This is a genomic window from Gimesia sp. (genome assembly GCF_040219335.1).
Classification (GTDB): domain Bacteria; phylum Planctomycetota; class Planctomycetia; order Planctomycetales; family Planctomycetaceae; genus Gimesia.
The window spans coordinates 178,822-198,013 of sequence record NZ_JAVJSQ010000029.1; the positions used below are offsets into that span (position 1 = coordinate 178,822).

Below are 19,192 nucleotides of genomic sequence, written 5' to 3' on the forward strand. Positions count from 1 at the left end.
GCGGCACATGTTGATTTCGCTGTTCCCGAATCAGAAAAAGCGAGGGTGATCTGCGATGGGGCTTGAAGACAGAATTGCAATGAGCAAAGGCGATGATCCGGAGATGCTGGCTGCGAGTCAGCAGGCGCGGAAGACATTCAAGTATTTCTGGCGGGAGCTTTCGTGGGAACGGCGGCGGATCTTACCCGCGCTGGATTTCGCGGCGGTGAAAGTAGGATTCGCCGATGAGGGGATGTCGCCCGATGATCCCGAGCTGGAACACATGTGGGTGAGTGATGTGGAGTGTAATGGTCGCGAGATCATGGGGACGTTGAATAATGACCCCGAGTGGGTGACCAGTGTCAAAGCCGGGGATCCGATCTGCGAACCGCTGTCAGCACTTTCGGACTGGATCTATTCCATCCGGGGGCGGGCTTATGGCGGGTTTACCGTCAACCTGATCCGTTCGCGGTTGCCTGCCAGTCAGCGACGGGCACACGACAAGGCGTGGGGCATGGAGTTCAGCGAGCCCGATGAGATCGAGGTGGTGTATGTGCCCACCGAGCCGGTCGGTTTTCTGGGACGACTGCTGGGAAAGAAGCCGGTGATCGACCCGGAAGAGCGGAAGTTGAATATGCTGGAACATCCGATGTGCATCAACATGGGAGATTCTCTGCGGGAAGCCTTGCAGCAATCCAAAGAGATGGTGTATGAAACCGATGACGAAGGCTGGACGATGCTGCACCGGGAAGCGCTGGCCGGCAATGGTGTGGTCGTCAAAATTCTGCTGGAAGCAGGTGCCGACCCGACGTTAAAAACCCCCGAAGGCGATACACCATTCACGCTGGCCAAACGCTTTGGCTGGCGACATGTGATGAAACTGCTGGAGAAGTGAGTCAGAAATAAGTTACTATGACCGATATTACACTGGATTTGAATAACTACCGCGTGAATCTGCGGGTGGCGGCGATTGTGCGTCGGGAGGATGAGGTGCTGTTGTGTCGGCCCGTGGATCGGCAGTGGTGGTATCTGCCGGGGGGACGGATCAAGACGAATGAAGATTCGCTGACCGCCATGCATCGGGAGCTGACCGAAGAGATTGGTCCGGGGTTTGAAGTACTGCGTCCGGTAATCGCGGCGGAGAATTTCTTCGAACTGGAAGGACGGAACTTTCACGAACTGAGCACCTATTACGAAGTCGCCTGGCACGGCGAGGAACTGGCGGGGACAGAAGAGAACGAACTCGAAGTCTTTGAATGGTGTCCGCTGTCTAAAATCTCTGGCCTGACGCTTAAACCGGATTTTGTGATCCCGCGAATTCTGGAGCCGCGCACTGAACTGGAGTTGATTGTGCACAGGGAAAACCAATGAAAGTGACGGATCGCGAATGATTCCGCTTTCATTAGATTCTGACTGCAGCATCGTTTGATAAATGCATCAGGTGGGGAAAACAGGGACAGCGCATGAAAACACTGGCGGATATGACGTTTGAATATATCTGGCTCATGATGTTTGGGGACGAAGACCAAATTGCGCCGGACTATGCAGTTCAGCTGCAAGAATCACTCAGCCTGTACTTCAACGAAATGACGAGTGCTGAAAAATCAGCCCTCAGTCAAGCAGCGGAACGGGCCAGGGATTTTCTGTTAGCAGATCCAGACGAAAATGGTTTTACACCACAGGCACTCGTTAGTAATGAGCAAAGAGAGATGTTGGATGCGTTTATTTCAGGAGAAGCTTTTGAATCATTCCTTTAATTGATTCAGCAATCCAATGAAATGGCACGCTTCTGGTTTCACTTATATTTCAACTGTGTGTGAAAAATGAATTACCGCGATCGCGTGTTTACGTATATCACCTGTGAAGACGCACTGCTGGTATTCGATCATGTTGCGGTGCCGGAGGCGGGAACGCAGATTCCGGGAGGCACCATCGAGCCGGGTGAAGATCCAGCCGCGGCGGCGCTGCGCGAAGCCCGGGAAGAGACAGGGCTGGATGCGTTTTCCACACCTCAGCTGATCGCCCGCCAGACCATTGATCTGAAACCGTTCGGAAAACGGGAAATAATTGATGCATGGTATTACCATGTGCAGTATGCTGGGGAGCGGACAGATCGCTGGCGGCATTGGGAACAGACGCCCGGAGACGGCAGCCGGCAACCGATTCTGTTTGAGTTGTACTGGCTCCCGCTGGAGGGGGAGATCAAACTGCACGGTGCGGACGGCTGGTACCTGGAACAGGTGCGAAGCAGCTAAGTGATCTCAGCTTGCATCCATTGATGTCTGTCTATGAGAGGTCGTGATCAGGATGGATAAAGAACGAAAGAAGCTGCTCAAGAAACTGGGCAAAGCAGAAGTGGAGCGAAGGTCACAAGAGTTAAAGGATCAATTAAAGGCTGCCAATCCGGCTGACTTAAGTGATGCTGATGCCTGGATGGCGAACTACAAGACCGGAACCAGACGAGAGCAATGGCTCAGGAAAAAACTGCCCACGCTACACAAAAAACGCCTTGAAGAGCTCTTTGTTGTGAATCCCTGCAACAGTTCCGGATGGTTTTCTGCAGAAGGAAATTATCTTCAATGTGAGGACTGTGGTTCGGCAGTCCCTTCGGTTAGTCGTGCCAGATTGATTAAGTACACGGGATGCCGCTGCAGGAATATCATCTTTTGGCGTTTTTTTCGCTGGCATTGTTGGAGAATCAGACGACGAGAGCGCGTGATCACAGTCAAATTAATTGGCCGGGGCTGAGCGCTGAATCTAATCCAGGGGACAGCAAGTCAATGGTTGAATTGCTGATCCGGTAATAGAAAAGGAATCTGAATCGTGGGTATGCATGTTGGTCTGATTGCAACAAAATCATCTGTTGCCGATTTTTTGAAAGCGTTTCCGCGGGTGTTTCCTCACCTGGAGATCGTGGATGCGGCGGGTGATTTCCCTGATACTGATTCCATCTGGGAATGGAAAGACACGCACGAGGAGTTTGTCCCCGCCAGTGACTGGCGCAAAGACAATCCAGGAAAAACAGTGTATCTCCTCTGGCAGGATGGTCCCTGGACGTTATTGTTCGATCCCTCTTACCTTCTGCCATCCGCTAATAAGGAGCTGGCAGTATTGAGCAACGAGATGGGACCGGTGCTCTCTTTCGTTATCGATACGACGGGTGGCTGTGCGTTTTTCTCGTGTTTTGAAAACGGAGAGTTGCGGCGTGAGGTGATCTATAATGATGCCACAATACAGGAGCAGGGAACGCCCCTCCCTCAAGAGGCTGGCATTGATATGACGCAGTATTACATGGATGAGACAGAAGCGCTCTGGTCGGCATGGGGAATTTCGCCTGCAGAGAGACTGGCATCACCGCTTGGTTGTCAGGCGATCTGTGTCATCGATCATACGGATTACAGTGATCTGTGACGATGGGGTAGTCCGAGGAGGGCTGCTCGCCGATTGATAGTAGACGTAATTTCTGCCGGGTTGGATGCTGCTGAAATCAAACGCACGGTACCGGGCGAAGTGGGGAAGCCCCACTGACTGAACTCTGAATCAACAAAGGTGTTGTATGGCTACTCGTTATATTATCGCATTGGTGATCTTGCTCGCAGTGATTGTGGGACTGCAGATGTCAGGTGTCTTTCGTATTGCAGGGAATATTTATCGCGAATGGTCTCTGATGAACGTTGAGCGCGGTGATGTGGAAGCACTCAAATGGAGTCGGGAGTATCTCGATTCCGATGAGATACAAATCCGCGCCGCGGCGGCAGCGAGTATCGGAAGGATTGGTCAGGCAGATCAGGCAACACTTACTGACTTGATTCAGAAGGTCGATAACGACGTCGCCCGGGTCGCCAGCTCTGCTGCCTGGTCATTGGGGCACATCGAACTCATGGGACCTGAAGGAGATCGTACCGCGTACCAGTCGGACGTTGTAGCTGCGCTGATTCGTGGGTTGTCGCATCAGGATAAAGAAGTGCGGAGATATGCAGCATACGCACTTTCCAATTATGGCATGCGGGGAATTGACGCGAGCCCGGCGATACCGGCCCTGGTGGGGAAACTGAAAGATAAAGGGATGGGATATATGGCAGCACGGGCCCTGGGTGAAATGGGAGCCAGGGAGTCAGCCGCTGATATCGCTGTATTGCTGGAAGGTGAGGACGAAACTTATCAATATGAGGCAGGTGTCGCGCTGGCGAAACTGCAGCCGTTGCCCGAGGAGATTCAGGCACAGTTGGATAGGTTGCTGAAGGCGCATGATGATATCCGCAGGGCGGTCGAGATAGAAGTTGCTGATTATCAGACTGCCGGTACAAAGCAGCCGGTAAAAAAATGAGAATGAGCTAACTTAATTTCACTACTTAAATTTTCCAAATCGTAATTGTATGATAACGGCATGAGCCGGGCCGAATCTGGTGCTTAAACCGGATTTTGTGATACCGCGAATTCTGGAGCCGCGCACCGAACTGGAGTTGATTGTGCATCGGGAAAACGGGTGAGGGAGGGCACGGAGATCCCATTTCTCTTGCAAGGAATGAAGTACGTTACTCGAATGACAGGACGCGCCATTCTGTGAATCGACAGCTAGAAACAGAAATTTTTCAGCGGTTCATCCAGAAAGCAAAAGTAGATCGTTTTCTGTGGATGCTGGAGTCGCCCGGTCGGCGTCGACGGATTTTTGACGACCTGCGGGATCTGCGCTATTTTAATCGCGATTCATGTGAGGAATTGACGGGCGCGGCGAAAGAGTCAAACGCACTCATTGAAAGGCTCACCAGTCTCCAGGTGAGAGATCCGCTGTATCTCATCTGTTCTGATGAAGATTACGACGGTACAGAGCAGGGACTGATTCCTTTTGTCAGGGAAAGGCTTTGGCAGATTGACGAGGTGATAGGCTACTGTCGTCAGTCCTGCGTTGGTTTTTTTAAGAACCATGAGGGATGGTTTTATATCCTCTCAAAATAATCACAAGGCAGGTCTATTCGCATTCTGACCGCGGTACTCTGTCAGTTTCCTGTTCGCTGCGCTCACCCCGAATTGCATTCGGGGCCACCCGATTTATTAGCGATCCCCGGGTACTATTCATCGGGTTTTTTTATAAGGAAGAATGACATTTCTACTTCACAGCAGGATTTTGAGCTGGACCTGAAACTGGTGAGTTCAGGCGCGGGTAACCCGGTGTTTCGGTTGTCCTTTCATTCCAGTCGTGAGCGACTGCTGTTGCCTTACCCGGAAGTGACGGGGCTGCAGTTTCTGGATGAGAGCGGGGAACAGGCAGGTCAGTGGGGCGCACGATACCTGACGATTGAACCGCTGGACGAATTTGTGCTCAGGCCCGGTGATCGGATTGCCTTTGATTTAACGGTGCCTTTCGATGGTCAATCGACGTCCGAACGGAAGTGGATGCTCAGCTTAGCATCGGGGCGCTTCCACGTGCGATACGTATACGAGGTGGAGGCCGATCGGCGGCGGTACGATTTTCTGGCGAAACAATCCCGGTTTGCAGGGATAACTCAATTCTGGGGTGGTCGGGTAGAGTCGACGGTAGTCAACTTCGAACGTTAAGGTCTGGGGGCGACGGCGCTTGAGGGCCGATCAGCAGATAACTTAATTTCACTACTTTAATTTTCCAAATCGGAATTGTATGATATCGGCATGAGCCGGGCCGGATCTGGCGTGATTGATCCGGTGGCCGGTGCGTGTCTTTATGATCAGAGTTGGAAACCATGGCATCACCATCACAGTCCCTGTCCCAGGAGCGGCTGTCTGCGGAAGAAGTTGAGAAATTCGAGCAGGACGGCTACCTGATTTTTCGGAATCTCTGTCCCGAATCGCTGCGGCAGGAGATGCTGGCGGCGACGCAAGAGGGGCTGGCGCAGGTTGTGGAGCCGGTCGAGTATGAGGCGGACGTCGAGTATCCCGGTTCGCCCGCTTCGCGGCAGGTGATTGGCGGGGAGACCGTGCGGCGGCTGAAGCAGGCGCACAGCCGGGGGATGAGTTTTACCGATCTGGTGAACCACCCGGCGATTGTCAATCGCCTGGCTCCGCTCCTGGGGGACGACTACGTGATGCCGCTGGCGCACCATAACTGCATCATGACCAAGCAGCCGCAGTTCAGCAGCGATACGTTGTGGCACCAGGATATCCGTTTCTGGTCGTTCGAGCGGAAAGAGCTGATCAGTGTCTGGGTGGCACTGGGGGAAGAGAACCGGGAGAATGGCTGTCTGAAGGTGATTCCCGGAACACACCGGATGGAATTCGGTCCCGAGCGTCTGGACGAGCGGATCTTTCTGCGTCCGGACCTGCCGGAGAATCAGGCTCTGATTGAGACCGGTGTATTGGCAGAACTGCATCCCGGGGATGTGCTGTTTTTCCACTGCCGAACCTTTCATGCGGCGACGCGGAACTTTACCGATCAGCCCAAGTTCTCGGCTGTGTTTACGTTCCGGCCGGCTGATAATCCGCCGGTGCCTGGTTCGCGGTCGGCGGCGCTGCCGGAGCTGATTATTCATACGCCGCGCTGAGGTGCAGATCCTGTGGATTGGCGGGGCGAGAAACAGATATTTCCTCGGGTCAATTCAGGTAATCGTCGCTGACGGATTTCTTTTCGGCCTGATCCTGAGGGCGTGCATTTCCAATGAGTGGCGGAGTGGAATCAACATCATCCGAATTGGCTTCTTTTAATTTCCTGGCCAGGACATCTGGATCTTCAGCAAAGGCAGGGCCGTCAAACGATTTCAGCGTATGGTCTTCGTTTTCGACCAGCGTCAATTGATACGAATCACCTTTAAAGAGGCTGAACCATCGATAGTGATAGGTATTCAAGCCTGCTGCATTTGGCTGGGGGCCTTCCTGCTGGCTGAATCCGACAAGTAATCCGCGGGCCTCGTCGATGGAAACATCGCGCAGCCCGTTAGCGACCTTTTGCAGTGCGGAAATCGACGCATCGTATCGCTGTTTCGCACGATATTCGATGACCAGGATGACGAGTAATATTAGAATTGCTCCCCAGACAATGACGCGTTCGATGGGATTGCGTTTCGCCTGAGAACCGGACTCCGGCTGTGAATCATTCTGCTGATTTTGATCCTGGTTCATGAAACTTTCTCTGAATCGAGCATGACAGAAAAAGCACCGCCCTGATAGGCGGTGCTCATGAAAGGTAAGGAGAGCCTGATAAGCCCATGTTTAATCAATTTTAGCCGGCAGGAGTTCTTCCATTTTCTCCCCTTCCTGCTTCATCTCTTCAATGGACTGTTTTTCTTCCTCTTCAGTCAGTTCGTCGCTGCAGCCATAAAAAACTGGGGCCATTAGTGCCGTAGCGCAGAGACACCATGCAAACCACTTCATCTCACACTCTTTCTATAAAGGGATGTTGAAGACACCAGCCCGCACTATCAAACGGGCCGGTGTCATTAAGAATGACGCTCGGGGATCGTTGAGAACGTACGGTGTGGAGTCCGGTCTCAGAATTCTCCGATGACTTCACCGCCATTGTGAGTGTTTAGTGCCATCCAGATACCACCGGACCTGGGATCACTCAAGCCAATGGAAGTGGTATCGGGCCAGGGTGTCGTGTCGATACTTTCCGAGATAAATCGCACTGCTCCGTCAGCCATCAGGTAAAACGCGCCGCCTTCGTGGACACTCCCCGAGCCGGGCCAGTTGGCGTTGGGGCCCCAGGCAGCCAGATAGGTGGGCTGGAAGGCGTAGGGAGCTGATCTCCACCATGTCGCCGTTGCAGGACTTCCACCACGGGGTGTTCCTTCCGGGTCAAGCAGGGGGCCTGCATTGACATCTCCATTGGAGTTGGTTGCCAGTAACGAGGCTCGAAATACGCCATCGTTTCCCCGTCGTGCCGTACCCGTCCCACTTGTGCGAATCGCTCCATCTTTGTAACCGTGTGCAGAGACTTCGCCCACCATAATGGTATTGGAAGTGCCATCGACGACGTCACGTACTCCTACGGGAGTCAGGATTTCAAAAATACCACTGAGACGGTGACCGGGTCTGCGATGCCAGTCGTAGCCTTCCGATCCGGCGTAGTTCGTCCAGGCAATATTATGTTTATTTGCACCGCCATAGCCAGGATCGCTGGGACAGAGTAGTTGTGGTAGTAACGTGGAGGCGATCCGCTTTCCACTGTTATCAGTCTGAGGCCAGAGGGGCACAGAAAAATTGATCTGATTGTAGAGGGGGGCCTGGTCAAAATAAGGCAGAATCATTGTGATCCAGGAATAGTTCAGAGGCTGTGTTCCGCCATTGTCGATGTTTGGATAACGATAGATGGCGGAAGGTGGAAACTGTTTGAACGTGCTGTGATAGTTGTGTAAGGCGAGACCAATTTGTTTCAGGTTGTTTCGGCATTGAGTTCTGCGGGCAGCTTCGCGGGCCTGTTGGACAGCCGGTAGCAGCAACGCAATTAAAATGGCAATGATTGCAATCACTACCAGAAGTTCAATTAATGTGAATCCACGCCGTGATTTCCTGGATCGAGTCATGGGGCACCTTCAGATAAAAAAACAGAAGTGAAAATAGATGAGATCAAATAGAAAGGCCTGCTTTAGTATATTACTACACGGGTGATTCGTATAAATCAATAACATATCATTCAATTACGTACAAAATAATATATGAGATTAGTTAATTAAAAATGATTTATAGCATACATATGAACTTGCATTGATTGTTTGATTGATACGTTTCGCATCCTGATCATTGCACAATCGATATGAATCCGTTGCAAAGAAGTGCAGATTGTGTGGCAGCTATAATCAGCGGCCCTGATTACGAGTCCGTTACTGGCTGATGTGCGCTGGTGATGCTTCCTCTATGCGCGTTGACGCCGATCGGTATGATTTTCCTGCGCTGTCTTCGATTCTGTGAGGGTCGGAGGAGTTGTTGAGGGAGAAAGGCTGACGCTGGTTCTGGTATCGGCGGTGAGCATTTTTTTCCGCTTAAGATAGGTGGCGGGCTGTGATTTCCTTGGGACGTTGATATTGGTGGCAGGTCGCCGGGCGGACACAGGGGTACTGCTGCTGCGTTTCACAGGGATGGGATTCTGCTGTGGTTTATGCTCTTGCTCTGTCGGTTTCCTGCTCGCTGCGCTCGGCCCGAATTGCATTCGGGCTCACCCGGATTTGTGGGTGAAATGGCGTTTGCCATCGGTTTCTGTATTCGTATTCACGATGGTTACCGGCGGCTGGCGTCTTTTCACTCAGGAGGGCACCGCTAATGGAGGTCCATTGGATGTTGAAGCGAGTGGAGTATTGCGAGGCGGGTTGGCATACAGGCAATACTGCTGCATTTTGTTTTGATCGTGGGGCTGATTCTGTTGAACGGCAGCGGAGAGTCAAGACAGAATTTTGTCCCGATGTGGCCGGATTTTGTCCTGGTGTGTCGTGGATTTTGTCCTGGAGTGGCCGGGGTTTGTCCTGGTGTGCCGTGAACAAAGTGGGGAGAACATTTCGCATGGGTTCAAATTGTTCCAGTGGAAACAGAGTGAAAAGCAGCGTTGATTCAGGTGGAAACAGGGCACTGGTGTTGCGTGTTCCGGTGCTCGCCAACCTGCCTCGCGCGCGAGCCAGAGGGAGTAGCATACGATTCGGGAGAGGCGAATCAAGGGGAGTCTGTTCAGCGGTGAGTGCGGGAGATTCAGTGGTGATGTTGTCAGGTCAGGGAGGGAGAGGTTGTGGGAAACGCCCGTGATATTATGCCGACGGATTCCTGGTTGCTGTGCCCGGTTCGAATTGTATTTGGGGTCTCCCGGTTTTGGGGGCGGTTTCTGGATCTTCGTCAACCGAGGTTACCGGCGGATAGCGCCTTGCCGTTCAGGGGGATGTTTCATTTGAAACGCCATCACGGGTTATCTTGTTTGGATTATCGCTCGGCGGAATTATTTGGTGTGGGAGGTATCGAGTTCGGGGCGGGGCTTGGTTTCCAGGAACTGGGCAGCGCCAAGGTACTTGCCCCAGGAGCCGAAGTAGCCACGATAGAGCATGATCAGATAAGCGGGAACGATGATGGGGCGGATGATGAAGGTATCGAGCAGAACGCCGAAGGCGAGGGCGAAGCCCAGCTGCTGCATACCGACCAGGGTACCTGCCATCAGCGAGGAGAAGGTTCCGGCCATGATGATCCCGCAACTGGAGATGATCCCGCCGGTGCTCTTGAGGGCGGAGATGACGCCTTCGACGGGATCGAGGCGTTTCTGTTCTTCGTCGATGCGGGTGATGAGATAGATATTATAGTCTTCGCCGACCGCGATGAGGATCGTGAAGAGGAACATGGGCACTTTCCAGTCGAGACCGGCAAAGTTCTGCGGGTCGAGTGCCCAGAAGACGGCGAAGGTGATGCCGAGTGTGACGAGGTAGCTGAAGAAGACACTCACAATGAGGTACGCGGAAATTGCAGGTCTTCTGAGCAGGATGACCAGGATGATAAATACGCTGGCGAGCACGAGGACATCGATGCGGGCCTGGTCCTGATCGGTGACATTTTTCAGGTCGCTGATACTGGCGGTGGCACCGATGTAATACAGGTCGGTGTTCCCTTTGAGTTTATCGGGGAGTCCTTTGCTGACGGCGGTCTTCACGCGTTCGAGCTGTTTCATGCTGTCGTGCGAGAAGGGATCTTTTTCGAGGATCAGGTCCATGCGTGTGACATGATTTTCGAGTTCGGGTTCCGAACTGACATAATAATTTTTGATGAGCTTGATGCGGCTCAAGGCGCCAAGTTTTTTGAGGCCGGTGAGGTTCCTGGCCTTTTCCATTTCGTCGGCGGCACCAATTCCGAAGGGTTTGGTCATGTTGCGGATGTCAGCAATTCCCAACTCGTCTTTCTGATCGAGCAGGGAAGCGGTGAGTTTCTCGATGGAATCGCGGCCTTCTGCGTCGGAGAAGTTGATTTCGGGGTTCTCGAACAGCAGGGTCAAAGGTCCGGTAGCACCGGCGGGATAGTGTCCCTGGACGGCCTTGGTGCCGATGACGCTGGGGTCTTCACTGGGCAGTTCCGAAAGCAGACCGTAGCTCAGGTTGCCATAACAGGCGAGGCTGATCAATGCGAAGGGGAACAGGACCAGGAAGGTGGTGAGCCAGATTTTACCGGGATTCTTAAGCAGTCCCTGCGAGACCGTTTCCCAGACAGAGCCGGCCCAGTTGCGTTGCATGAGCCGGGCCATGACGCTGGAGGGGGTGAGCCAGCCTGCGGAAATAGCGACGCGTTCATTGAAGCTTTGAGGCCAGTATGCGAAGCGTCCCGCCAGGCAGAGCAGGGCAGGCGTGAGGGTCAGCGAAGCCATCAGGACGAAGGACAGGCTGAGGGCCATGGCGACACCGGCCTGTTGAAATTTACCGAACTGCGCGAAGACCATCATGCCGATACCGCACATGGTGGTACCTGCACTGGCGGCGAGAGCCGCACCGACGGTGGCGATCGAGTTGGAGACCGCTTCTTTAAATGTACATTCTTTTTCCAGTTCCTCGCGATGGCGGGCAATGAGGAACAGACAGTAATCGACGCCGGCCCCGTAGAGGATGACGGTCACGTAGACTTCAATGCCGGAGAAGAGTCCGACCCAGCCCCAGTCTCCCAGGATCGCCAGTACGGAGAGGGCGATCTGTACGGAGACAAAGACGGTAAACAGCGGGATGAGTGCCAGGATCGGTGCGCGATAGATGATGATCAGGAGCAGGATCACGAGCAGCACGGTCCAGAGTTCGGTGGCTTCGGCGCTCTGGTTGGCAGCGCGGATCATATCGCGTCCGACGGTGGCGATACCGCTCAGCGAGATATCCAGTCCGGGCTCGATCGTCTGTTTGAATGCTTCGTCATTCTGAATCAGGTTTTCGATACTCTCGACGGTCTGCGCGTTGCTCTGATCGAGAAATTCGGTCGAGAGTTCCACTATGACCAGCGAGGCTTTGTTGTCTTCACTCTGCAGCAGGTCGCCGATCGATTTATCGGTGTAGGTGCGGATGCGGGAGATGTTCGATGTCAGGGTCTGACTGTTGTTATCTTTGCGTTCGGTGGCAAAGCCGCCCTGTTCTTCCGCAATTTCTTCAAGCCGGGGTTTGAGTGTCTCCTCAATGAATTTCAGATCTTTGGGGCGGAGTCCCTGGTCGCCATGTTCGCGACGGACGACGAGCACGATGCTGCTGGCCAGCAGGTCGTCGGGGAAGGCGCGTTTAAAGAGTTTCTCACCCTGCAGACTGGGCGAGTCAGCGGGCATGAACGCAAATTCCCCATTTTGCACGACACTGGACCACTCGGGCGCAACGTAAGAGATACCGGCTACTGCCAGAATCCAGAAGACAAGAAAGACTTGCCAGTAGCGGACAACGGTGTTACCCAGAACTCGAAACATAGGGACTGCTAACAAGGGAGCTTAGGATGAGACGTAAATCAAGCCCGACAGCGATTCAGCTGTTGCTGAGGAGTTTTTGAAACCCCAGCCTGAACAGTAAGGTATCAACGGTAACTTACAGGGCTTCGTGAGGGTTAATCTTCACACATTCCGGTAGCCGTTTGCAAGTCCAAGGGGGTTTGAATTGTGACGAGAGCCTGAAAACTGAGTTTATGTTCATTTTTTAGTTGAGTTGGGAAAATAGATTTTGTAAGACTGAGTGATTCTGGCATAATGAGGCAGACCGGAATTCACTTCTCATCAACCACTTCCGATCGTTGTGACTAGAGCAAAGGATCTTCTCATGCTTCGTAATCCGCGCCGTTTAACAGGTTTATGTTCTCTTCTGTTTCTAGCCTTGATCTGTCTGTCAGCGCAACCCGCTGCGGCTCAGACGATTGCCCGCTGTGGTGATGGCTGGTTGGAGAAAGTGGATGGCTACCTGGTGCTGCATCTCAAAGGGACGCATTACGAAATGGGTTACCAGCAGGGAGTGCTGCTGAAGGAACACATCCGCAAGAACATGTATAACCTGTTGAATGAGAAGGGGGATACGACGCTGGTGGATTTCGGGCTGGTGAAGCTCAAACCCCGCCAGGCGATTGAAACGGTGATTCAGATCCAGAAGCCGTACACACCGCAGAAGTATGTCGACGAAATGCAGGGGCTGGCAGCGGGGGCGGAGATCGCTTACGAGGATGTACGGGCGACGAACTTCATCCCGGAGATGTTCCACTGCAGCGGATTTTCGCTGGCGAACACTGCGACGAAGGATGGCACCCTGTATCACGGTCGTGTGCTGGACTATGCCTGTGACTGGGGATTGCAGGATCATGCGGTGCTGGTCGTCGCGGAACCGGAGGGGGGCATTCCTTTTGTGAATGTGACCTATGCGGGATTCATCGGTTCGGTCACCGGAATGAATATGAAGTCGGTTTCAATTGGGGAGATGGGCGGTCGCGGGCTGGGACACTGGGCTGGAGTACCGATGGCGTTTCTGGTGCGCGAAGTTCTGGAGACGGCCAAAGATCTGGACGAAGCGATTGCGGTCTTCAAAGACAACTATCGCACGTGTGAATATTATTACGTGATCGCGGATGGAAAAACGAATCGCTCGGTCGGGATGGCGACCAGCTGGGAGAAGATGCAGGTGATTCAACCTGGTGAATTTCATCCGCTGCTGCCAAACCCCGTTAAAGATTCCGCACTGCTGTCTGCGGGAGATCGTTATCAGGAACTCTCGAAGCGGGTGAAGAAGGGCTATGGCAAATTCACTGCTGAGTCTGCGATCGAGCTGATGAGCCGTCCGGTGGCGATGAAGTCGAATCTGCATAACGTTCTGTTTGAGCCGAAATCGACGAAGCTGTGGGTCGCGAATGCCAGCACCGACGGTCAGCCGGCTGCGAATCAGAAGTATTTCAGCTTCCAGTTATCGGAACTGCTGAAACGGAAGCCGGACGCGAATTCACCCCAGTATCCGATGCCCGTGGCCCAGGAAGTCTCACAGAAGACGAAATAGTCCCGGTGCGTGTTTACTGGTGCCCGATGTTTCGCTTTTCGGTTTCGTGGCGATCTGTATGATGCGCCGTGGCCGACGGCAATCGCTCACTCACTTGTCTGATTGGCGAGGAGTTCGTGCCAGGCATCGGGGAGGTAGTCGATCAGGTCAGCGGCGATCATGGCGGGTTGCGTCAGATCGTCAGCAGCCAGGTCACCGGCGAGGCCGTGCATATATGCACCCAGTTGGGCGGCGTCAAAAGGGGGAAGTCCCTGGCCGGCAAGGGAGGTGGTCAAGCCGGTGAGCACATCGCCTGTGCCTCCGGTCGCCATACCTGCGTTACCGGTTGGATTAACGGCGATGCGGGAGCCATCGGTGATGATGGTGCCTGCGCCTTTGAGGAGCAGGATGACCTTGTGCTGTCGGGCGAATTCCATCGCATGTGTTTCCCGGTCAGCGGCGATCTCTTTGATACTGAAGTTGGTGAGTCGCGAAAATTCGCCGGGATGCGGCGTCAGAATTCGGGGGCCGGCTGGATCGGGGAGAGGTGAGTCTGCTGCGGCGAGTGAGTTCAAGCCGTCGGCATCGACGATCAGTGGTTGTGTGAGATTCTCATACAGGTGCAGCGTTAGATCGCGGACCCAGGGACGTTGACCACAGCCGGGACCGATGGCGACGGCGTCGAAACCGGACAACTGATCGAGCAGATTTGAGCGGGACTCGGGAGTGAGCTGATCTTCTGAGTCCATCTCAAGCGGAATGGTGAGGTAACAGGGATTGACCGAGGCCACAATGGATTGAACGGAAACAGGAGTCGCGATGAAGACCAGCCCCGAGCCGCCCCGCAGCGCACCCATGCCCGACAGACAGGCCGCGCCACTCATGCCGGGACTGCCGGCGATGATCAGAACTTTGCCGAAGGTTCCTTTATGTGAGTCAGTCATGCGTTGTGGCAGAGAGGGCAGGTCTGTGATGCGCTGAATATTCATATTAAAATCTTTCAAATCCGGCGGACCTGATTACAATGTGTTCGCTTTTCGTCAGCCTGAAGGGAATCGAAATATGATCCAGGGCTGATATTGAAAGCATTGTAGCAAACCGGAAATCGGGGTGCAGGGGTTAGTCTGGGTTGGCTGGGAGAGACAGGTTGAGGTTCTTTGTTTTCAGATCGCGTTAACCTGTTGAAAGATTGGTTGTTAAGGCTCCCAGACGCCGTTGAGATCATTATACTTTGAGTACCTTTTTTGAACGGACTACTTTTTCTATCATAATCCAGAGATCGCAGTTACGCGATGATTCCGGGGGCAGCAGTCAATCAGTCCCGGTATCGTTCTGGGGGATGACGGACTCGCATAAATCGAAATCGATTGGATGGATCTTCAATGCCAAGCAAGAAAACTGTGTATGAGAAGCTATGTGACCTGGCCGGTAACCTGTGGTGGAGTTGGCAGCCTGACGTTACTCAGATTTTTCATCTGATTGACCCGGATCGATGGGCGGATTTAAACCATAATCCGGTGCTGCTGCTGGAAGAATACAGTCCTGAGCAACTGGAAAAGAAACTGAGCAGCCTGAGTCTGCACTCTCGCGTGAACGTGGCTTATCGTCGCTGGCGGGAGTACATGGAGCGTTCGGAGACCTGGGGGTCGACCAACGCAACCATTCTGGGGCACCGCTGTGCGGCTTATTTTTCCGCGGAATTCGGGATTCATGAATCGCTGCATATCTACTCCGGCGGTCTGGGAGTTTTGGCCGGTGACCATCTGAAAAGCTGCTCTGACCTGGGGCTGCCCCTGGTTGCTGTCGGCTTGTTCTACGGCGAAGGATATTTCTCGCAGCATATCGACAAAGAAGGCTGGCAGCAGGAATCGTACACGGAAGCCAAGACCAAAAATCTGCCGATCTCTCCCGCTTACACTCCTGATGGTAAGCCGGTGATGATTTCCGTGGCGACCCGTTCGGGGGAGATTTTTGCCAAGGTCTGGCGAATTGACGTCGGTCGCATCAAGCTGTATCTGCTGGATACCGATGTGCCGGAAAACAGTGAAGAGGATCGGAACCTGACCGCGCGTCTGTATGGCGGCGATCAGCGGACGCGTATCCGTCAGGAAATCATGCTGGGCATCGGCGGTGTACGGGCCCTGGCGGCGATTGGAATCAGTCCGAGTGTAATTCACATGAATGAAGGTCACTCCGCTTTTGCACCGCTGGAGCGGATCCGTGGTCGGATGCACGAAGATGGTTTCTCGTTCGACGACGCTCTGCGTGATGTCGCGGCATCTTGTGTCTTCACCACACATACCCCCGTACCAGCCGGACACGACCGGTTTGATGCAGGCCTGGTGGAAGAACATGTGGGACCGCTGGGAGATCAGCTGGGGCTCGACCATCATGCGTTGATGGGACTGGGACGCGTCGATCCACAGAACGAAGGTGAGACCTTCTGTATGACCGTGCTCGCATTCAAGCTAAGCCGACTGGCGAATGCGGTTTCGAACCTGCACGGTGTTGTGAGCCGCCGGATGTGGGCTTCGCTCTGGCCGTGGCGGAGTGAAGAAGAAATTCCCATCGGGCATATCACCAACGGGGTGCACATGCCGACCTGGCTGGCAGCTCCCATGCGTGTGATTTACGACCGTGTCTTGCCGACCAAGTGGTACTATCGAACCGGTGAAGCCAGCGTCTGGGCGGGCATTGAAGAGATTACCCCCGGGGATTTGTGGGAGACGCATCAGGCATTGAAAAATCGTCTGATCATTTACGCCCGCGATCAGCTGGAAATCCAGGCACGGCGGCGTGGGACTTCAGAAGAAGAAGTTGGCCATCTGCGAAATGCACTGAACCCGGACGCGCTGCTGATCGGTTTTGCCCGTCGGTTCGCGCCTTATAAACGGGCGGACCTGGTGATGAAGGACATGGAAAACTTCCTGAAGATCATCGAAGATTCCGAGCGGCCCGTGCAGTTCATCTTTGCGGGTAAAGCACACCCGGCCGATGAACGGGGTAAGCAGATCATTCAGCGGATCTTCAAGCTGACCCAGGAACCGCCGTTCCGTGGTAAGATCGTGCTGCTGGAAGATTATGACATCAACCTGGGACGTCACCTGGTACAGGGTGTTGACGTCTGGTTGAATAACCCACGGCGTCCTCTGGAAGCATCGGGTACCAGTGGTCAGAAGGTGGTGTTGAACGGTGGTTTAAACTGTTCCATCCTGGATGGCTGGTGGGCCGAAGCCTTCGATGGCAGCAACGGTTTTGCGATCGGCGAAGGTCGGACTCATGTCAACCAGGAGATTCAGGACGACCGCGACGGTGTGAACCTGATGCGGGTCCTGCGTGATGAAGTCATTCCGTTGTACTACGATCGAAACTACGATGACCTGCCTTTAGGCTGGATCCATCGCATGAAACGGGCGATCCGGACACTGGGCTGGCGGTTCAATGCGGACCGGATGGTGATGGACTATGCAGAGAAAATGTATCTGCCCGCCGCTGGTGGTCTGTCCAGCCAGATCAAGGGAGATTCCTCCCTGTAGACGGAACTGATCAATTCCACAGTCATGAAAATCGCTACAACGGTCACAGGAGAGATGATCATTATTTCTCCTGTGACCGTTTTTTTATTAGGATCTGACAAAGCTGAAAGCGAAAGGGGATGGACTTGTAAAATCTGTGCTTCCCGGGAAACATGGGGGGCAATTGGGAGCTAATTTTTAGGTGAATCTAGTAATTCGCGAACGGGCCGACGGCGAAAGCACGGGCAGGAAGTTAAAGCCAGCCAGTTGCTTACGAAGTGAGAAGCCATGGCCTGCTCAAAATCTCCCGGTAGCAGAAAGCGTTTCCCCATGAGTTCAGTGCTGGCAAATCAATCAAAAACTCCCGTCAAAGGTACGATCCCACCCGGAGAACTTTCGGATCTGGTGAAGGGCTATCTGGATGTGGAACTGTGGCGTTCCACGGGATGGCTGACCCGGCTGCATCTGGAAGAGCCGCGCGTGGATGTACGGTGTCTGTCAGAGCGAACTCGGCTGATCAAGCGTCTGTTGGACATCTTCGTATCAGCGACCATGCTGGTGATCCTGTCGCCGTTACTGCTCACGCTGATTGTGCTGGTCAAGCTGTCTTCACCCGGCCCCGCCATCTTCAAGCAGACCCGCGTTGGTCTGAATTACCGGAAGAAAAACAAAAACGATCGACGACAGGAACAGGTTGATCTGGCAGATTTGAACCTGTCCCGGGATCGTCGTGTTGCCGGCAATGACCGCCGCGATGAGCGCGGTTATGGAATGCCGTTCACGTTGTACAAGTTCCGTACGATGAGTGTAGATGCGGAAAAGAACGGCGCACAGTTCGCTGTCAAAGGAGATCCACGCGTGACGAAGCTGGGACGCTTCATGCGAAAGACGCGACTCGATGAACTGCCACAACTCTGGAACGTACTCAAAGGTGAGATGTCACTGGTGGGGCCACGGCCGGAACGGCCTGAGTTCATCGAAGGCTTGAACAAAGAGATTCCAGGCTACATCGATCGGCTGGGCCTGAAGCCCGGGTTGACCGGAGTCGCCCAGATCGTCAACGGCTACGACAACAACGTGGAGAGTTTCCGTAGAAAGGTCTCTCTGGATCTGATGTATCTACAGAACTGCTGCATCTGGAACGACATCAAGATCCTCTTCAAGACGATCCGTGTGATTCTGACGGGGAGCGGGGCGCTGTAAGCTCATCGGAATGTTTTCCAGTCAGGGAACTCAGGGATCGACCAATTTCAGGCCAGTAGAGAAAGAGGAACGCAGCGAGGAGCATGCCAAATGTCTGTCGGTTTAACTGTTCCCGAATGACTTCTGCGGGAAGGAGCCCCTGCTGCGTTGCCCGGGGGCTGAAACTATATGCCGGGCCTGCGAGTAAAAAAAAGAAAAACCAGCCAACTGTAATTCCGGTCAGCGAGAGCCAGAGTGAAGTTCGTTCTTTCCAACTGGCTACGAGAGTTGCGAGCAGAGAACTGCCGTAAATCAACCAGAAGCAGATGTTTTGATCACGGGTATCGATGACCGGCTTCTCTTGCCACTCTTGCAGGTGGTTCGTCCAGTACTCGTGGGCGAGAAACCAGCCCAGACCGGTGCCGAGAAGAATGCAGAGAGAGATCATGGTTTTAGAGCGAAACATGCCGATCTGCTTTCATTAAAATCCTCTTTCATTTTAATGAATCGTTGTTTCAACTCCCAACAAATTCATGCTGAGTATCGGATCTTCACCACGATTTGCTGTAAGAACAGTGCAACAATTTCACCTTGAGCCGCTGGTGTCATCGCATAGAATGCGAT

19 protein-coding genes are annotated in these 19,192 nt (G+C 53.6%); 13 read left to right on the plus strand and 6 right to left on the minus strand.

Features of this window, described 5'->3' with window-relative positions; genetic code table 11:
* Nucleotides 1-79: 79 nt before the first annotated feature.
* The 10 genes from RID21_RS22650 (at nucleotide 80) to RID21_RS22695 (ending at nucleotide 6,494) form a co-directional block, all read left to right on the plus strand.
* Nucleotides 80-874, plus strand: a complete 795-nt coding sequence (locus RID21_RS22650) for a DUF2314 domain-containing protein (protein WP_350192854.1) — start codon at nucleotides 80-82, stop codon at nucleotides 872-874.
* Between the two features lie 17 nt (nucleotides 875-891).
* Complete coding sequence (locus RID21_RS22655) at nucleotides 892-1,350, plus strand: NUDIX hydrolase (RefSeq protein ID WP_145181049.1); 459 nt, start codon at nucleotides 892-894, stop codon at nucleotides 1,348-1,350.
* Nucleotides 1,351-1,442: 92 nt separating this feature from the next.
* Entirely contained in the window at nucleotides 1,443-1,736 is a 294-nt protein-coding gene (locus RID21_RS22660; protein ID WP_145181050.1) for a hypothetical protein, read from the plus strand.
* 66 nt (nucleotides 1,737-1,802) lie between these two features.
* Nucleotides 1,803-2,234, plus strand: coding sequence for an NUDIX domain-containing protein (locus RID21_RS22665; protein ID WP_350192856.1), 432 nt, complete (start codon nucleotides 1,803-1,805; stop codon nucleotides 2,232-2,234).
* A gap of 52 nt (nucleotides 2,235-2,286) precedes the next feature.
* Nucleotides 2,287-2,727 (plus strand): hypothetical protein, encoded by a 441-nt coding sequence (locus RID21_RS22670; RefSeq protein WP_350192858.1) that lies wholly within the window; start codon nucleotides 2,287-2,289, stop codon nucleotides 2,725-2,727.
* A gap of 75 nt (nucleotides 2,728-2,802) precedes the next feature.
* Nucleotides 2,803-3,390 (plus strand): hypothetical protein, encoded by a 588-nt coding sequence (locus RID21_RS22675; RefSeq protein WP_350192860.1) that lies wholly within the window; start codon nucleotides 2,803-2,805, stop codon nucleotides 3,388-3,390.
* 145 nt (nucleotides 3,391-3,535) lie between these two features.
* The gene (locus RID21_RS22680; RefSeq protein ID WP_350192862.1) at nucleotides 3,536-4,306 is read left to right on the plus strand and encodes a HEAT repeat domain-containing protein; all 771 of its coding nucleotides are present in this window, start codon (nucleotides 3,536-3,538) and stop codon (nucleotides 4,304-4,306) included.
* A 236-nt stretch (nucleotides 4,307-4,542) separates the two neighbouring features.
* Nucleotides 4,543-4,935, plus strand: a complete 393-nt coding sequence (locus tag RID21_RS22685) for a hypothetical protein (RefSeq protein WP_350192864.1) — start codon at nucleotides 4,543-4,545, stop codon at nucleotides 4,933-4,935.
* 189 nt (nucleotides 4,936-5,124) lie between these two features.
* Nucleotides 5,125-5,535, plus strand: coding sequence for a hypothetical protein (locus tag RID21_RS22690; protein WP_350192866.1), 411 nt, complete (start codon nucleotides 5,125-5,127; stop codon nucleotides 5,533-5,535).
* Between the two features lie 161 nt (nucleotides 5,536-5,696).
* Nucleotides 5,697-6,494, plus strand: coding sequence for a phytanoyl-CoA dioxygenase family protein (locus tag RID21_RS22695; RefSeq protein WP_350192868.1), 798 nt, complete (start codon nucleotides 5,697-5,699; stop codon nucleotides 6,492-6,494).
* A gap of 49 nt (nucleotides 6,495-6,543) precedes the next feature.
* On the opposite strand, the gene RID21_RS22700 is transcribed toward RID21_RS22695, so the two are convergent.
* The 4 genes from RID21_RS22700 to RID21_RS22715 all read right to left on the minus strand — a co-directional run bounded on the left by RID21_RS22700 (nucleotide 6,544) and on the right by RID21_RS22715 (nucleotide 12,334).
* The gene (locus RID21_RS22700) at nucleotides 6,544-7,068 is read right to left on the minus strand and encodes a hypothetical protein (protein WP_350192870.1); all 525 of its coding nucleotides are present in this window, start codon (nucleotides 7,066-7,068) and stop codon (nucleotides 6,544-6,546) included.
* A gap of 90 nt (nucleotides 7,069-7,158) precedes the next feature.
* A complete protein-coding gene (locus RID21_RS22705; protein WP_155363962.1) occupies nucleotides 7,159-7,320 on the minus strand; it encodes a hypothetical protein in 162 nt (53 codons plus the stop codon).
* Nucleotides 7,321-7,436: 116 nt separating this feature from the next.
* Entirely contained in the window at nucleotides 7,437-8,471 is a 1,035-nt protein-coding gene (locus RID21_RS22710) for a DUF1559 domain-containing protein (RefSeq protein WP_350192872.1), read from the minus strand.
* A 1,394-nt stretch (nucleotides 8,472-9,865) separates the two neighbouring features.
* Nucleotides 9,866-12,334, minus strand: a complete 2,469-nt coding sequence (locus tag RID21_RS22715; RefSeq protein WP_350192874.1) for an MMPL family transporter — start codon at nucleotides 12,332-12,334, stop codon at nucleotides 9,866-9,868.
* A gap of 343 nt (nucleotides 12,335-12,677) precedes the next feature.
* Between RID21_RS22715 and RID21_RS22720 the strand changes: the two genes are divergently transcribed.
* Entirely contained in the window at nucleotides 12,678-13,892 is a 1,215-nt protein-coding gene (locus RID21_RS22720; RefSeq protein WP_350192876.1) for a C45 family autoproteolytic acyltransferase/hydrolase, read from the plus strand.
* A gap of 86 nt (nucleotides 13,893-13,978) precedes the next feature.
* On the opposite strand, the gene RID21_RS22725 is transcribed toward RID21_RS22720, so the two are convergent.
* Nucleotides 13,979-14,860, minus strand: a complete 882-nt coding sequence (locus tag RID21_RS22725; RefSeq protein WP_350192878.1) for an NAD(P)H-hydrate dehydratase — start codon at nucleotides 14,858-14,860, stop codon at nucleotides 13,979-13,981.
* 393 nt (nucleotides 14,861-15,253) lie between these two features.
* On the opposite strand from RID21_RS22725, the gene glgP reads away from it, so the two are divergent.
* Together glgP and RID21_RS22735 are read left to right on the plus strand one after the other, a co-directional pair.
* Entirely contained in the window at nucleotides 15,254-17,407 is a 2,154-nt protein-coding gene (gene glgP, locus RID21_RS22730) for an alpha-glucan family phosphorylase (RefSeq protein ID WP_145181059.1), read from the plus strand.
* A gap of 309 nt (nucleotides 17,408-17,716) precedes the next feature.
* Nucleotides 17,717-18,589, plus strand: a complete 873-nt coding sequence (locus RID21_RS22735; protein WP_350192880.1) for a sugar transferase — start codon at nucleotides 17,717-17,719, stop codon at nucleotides 18,587-18,589.
* Here the strand turns inward: RID21_RS22735 and RID21_RS22740 are convergent.
* Nucleotides 18,546-19,034, minus strand: a complete 489-nt coding sequence (locus RID21_RS22740) for a hypothetical protein (RefSeq protein WP_350192882.1) — start codon at nucleotides 19,032-19,034, stop codon at nucleotides 18,546-18,548. The two genes, RID21_RS22735 and RID21_RS22740, sit on opposite strands and share 44 nt — an antisense overlap.
* Between the last annotated feature and the right edge of the window lie 158 nt (nucleotides 19,035-19,192).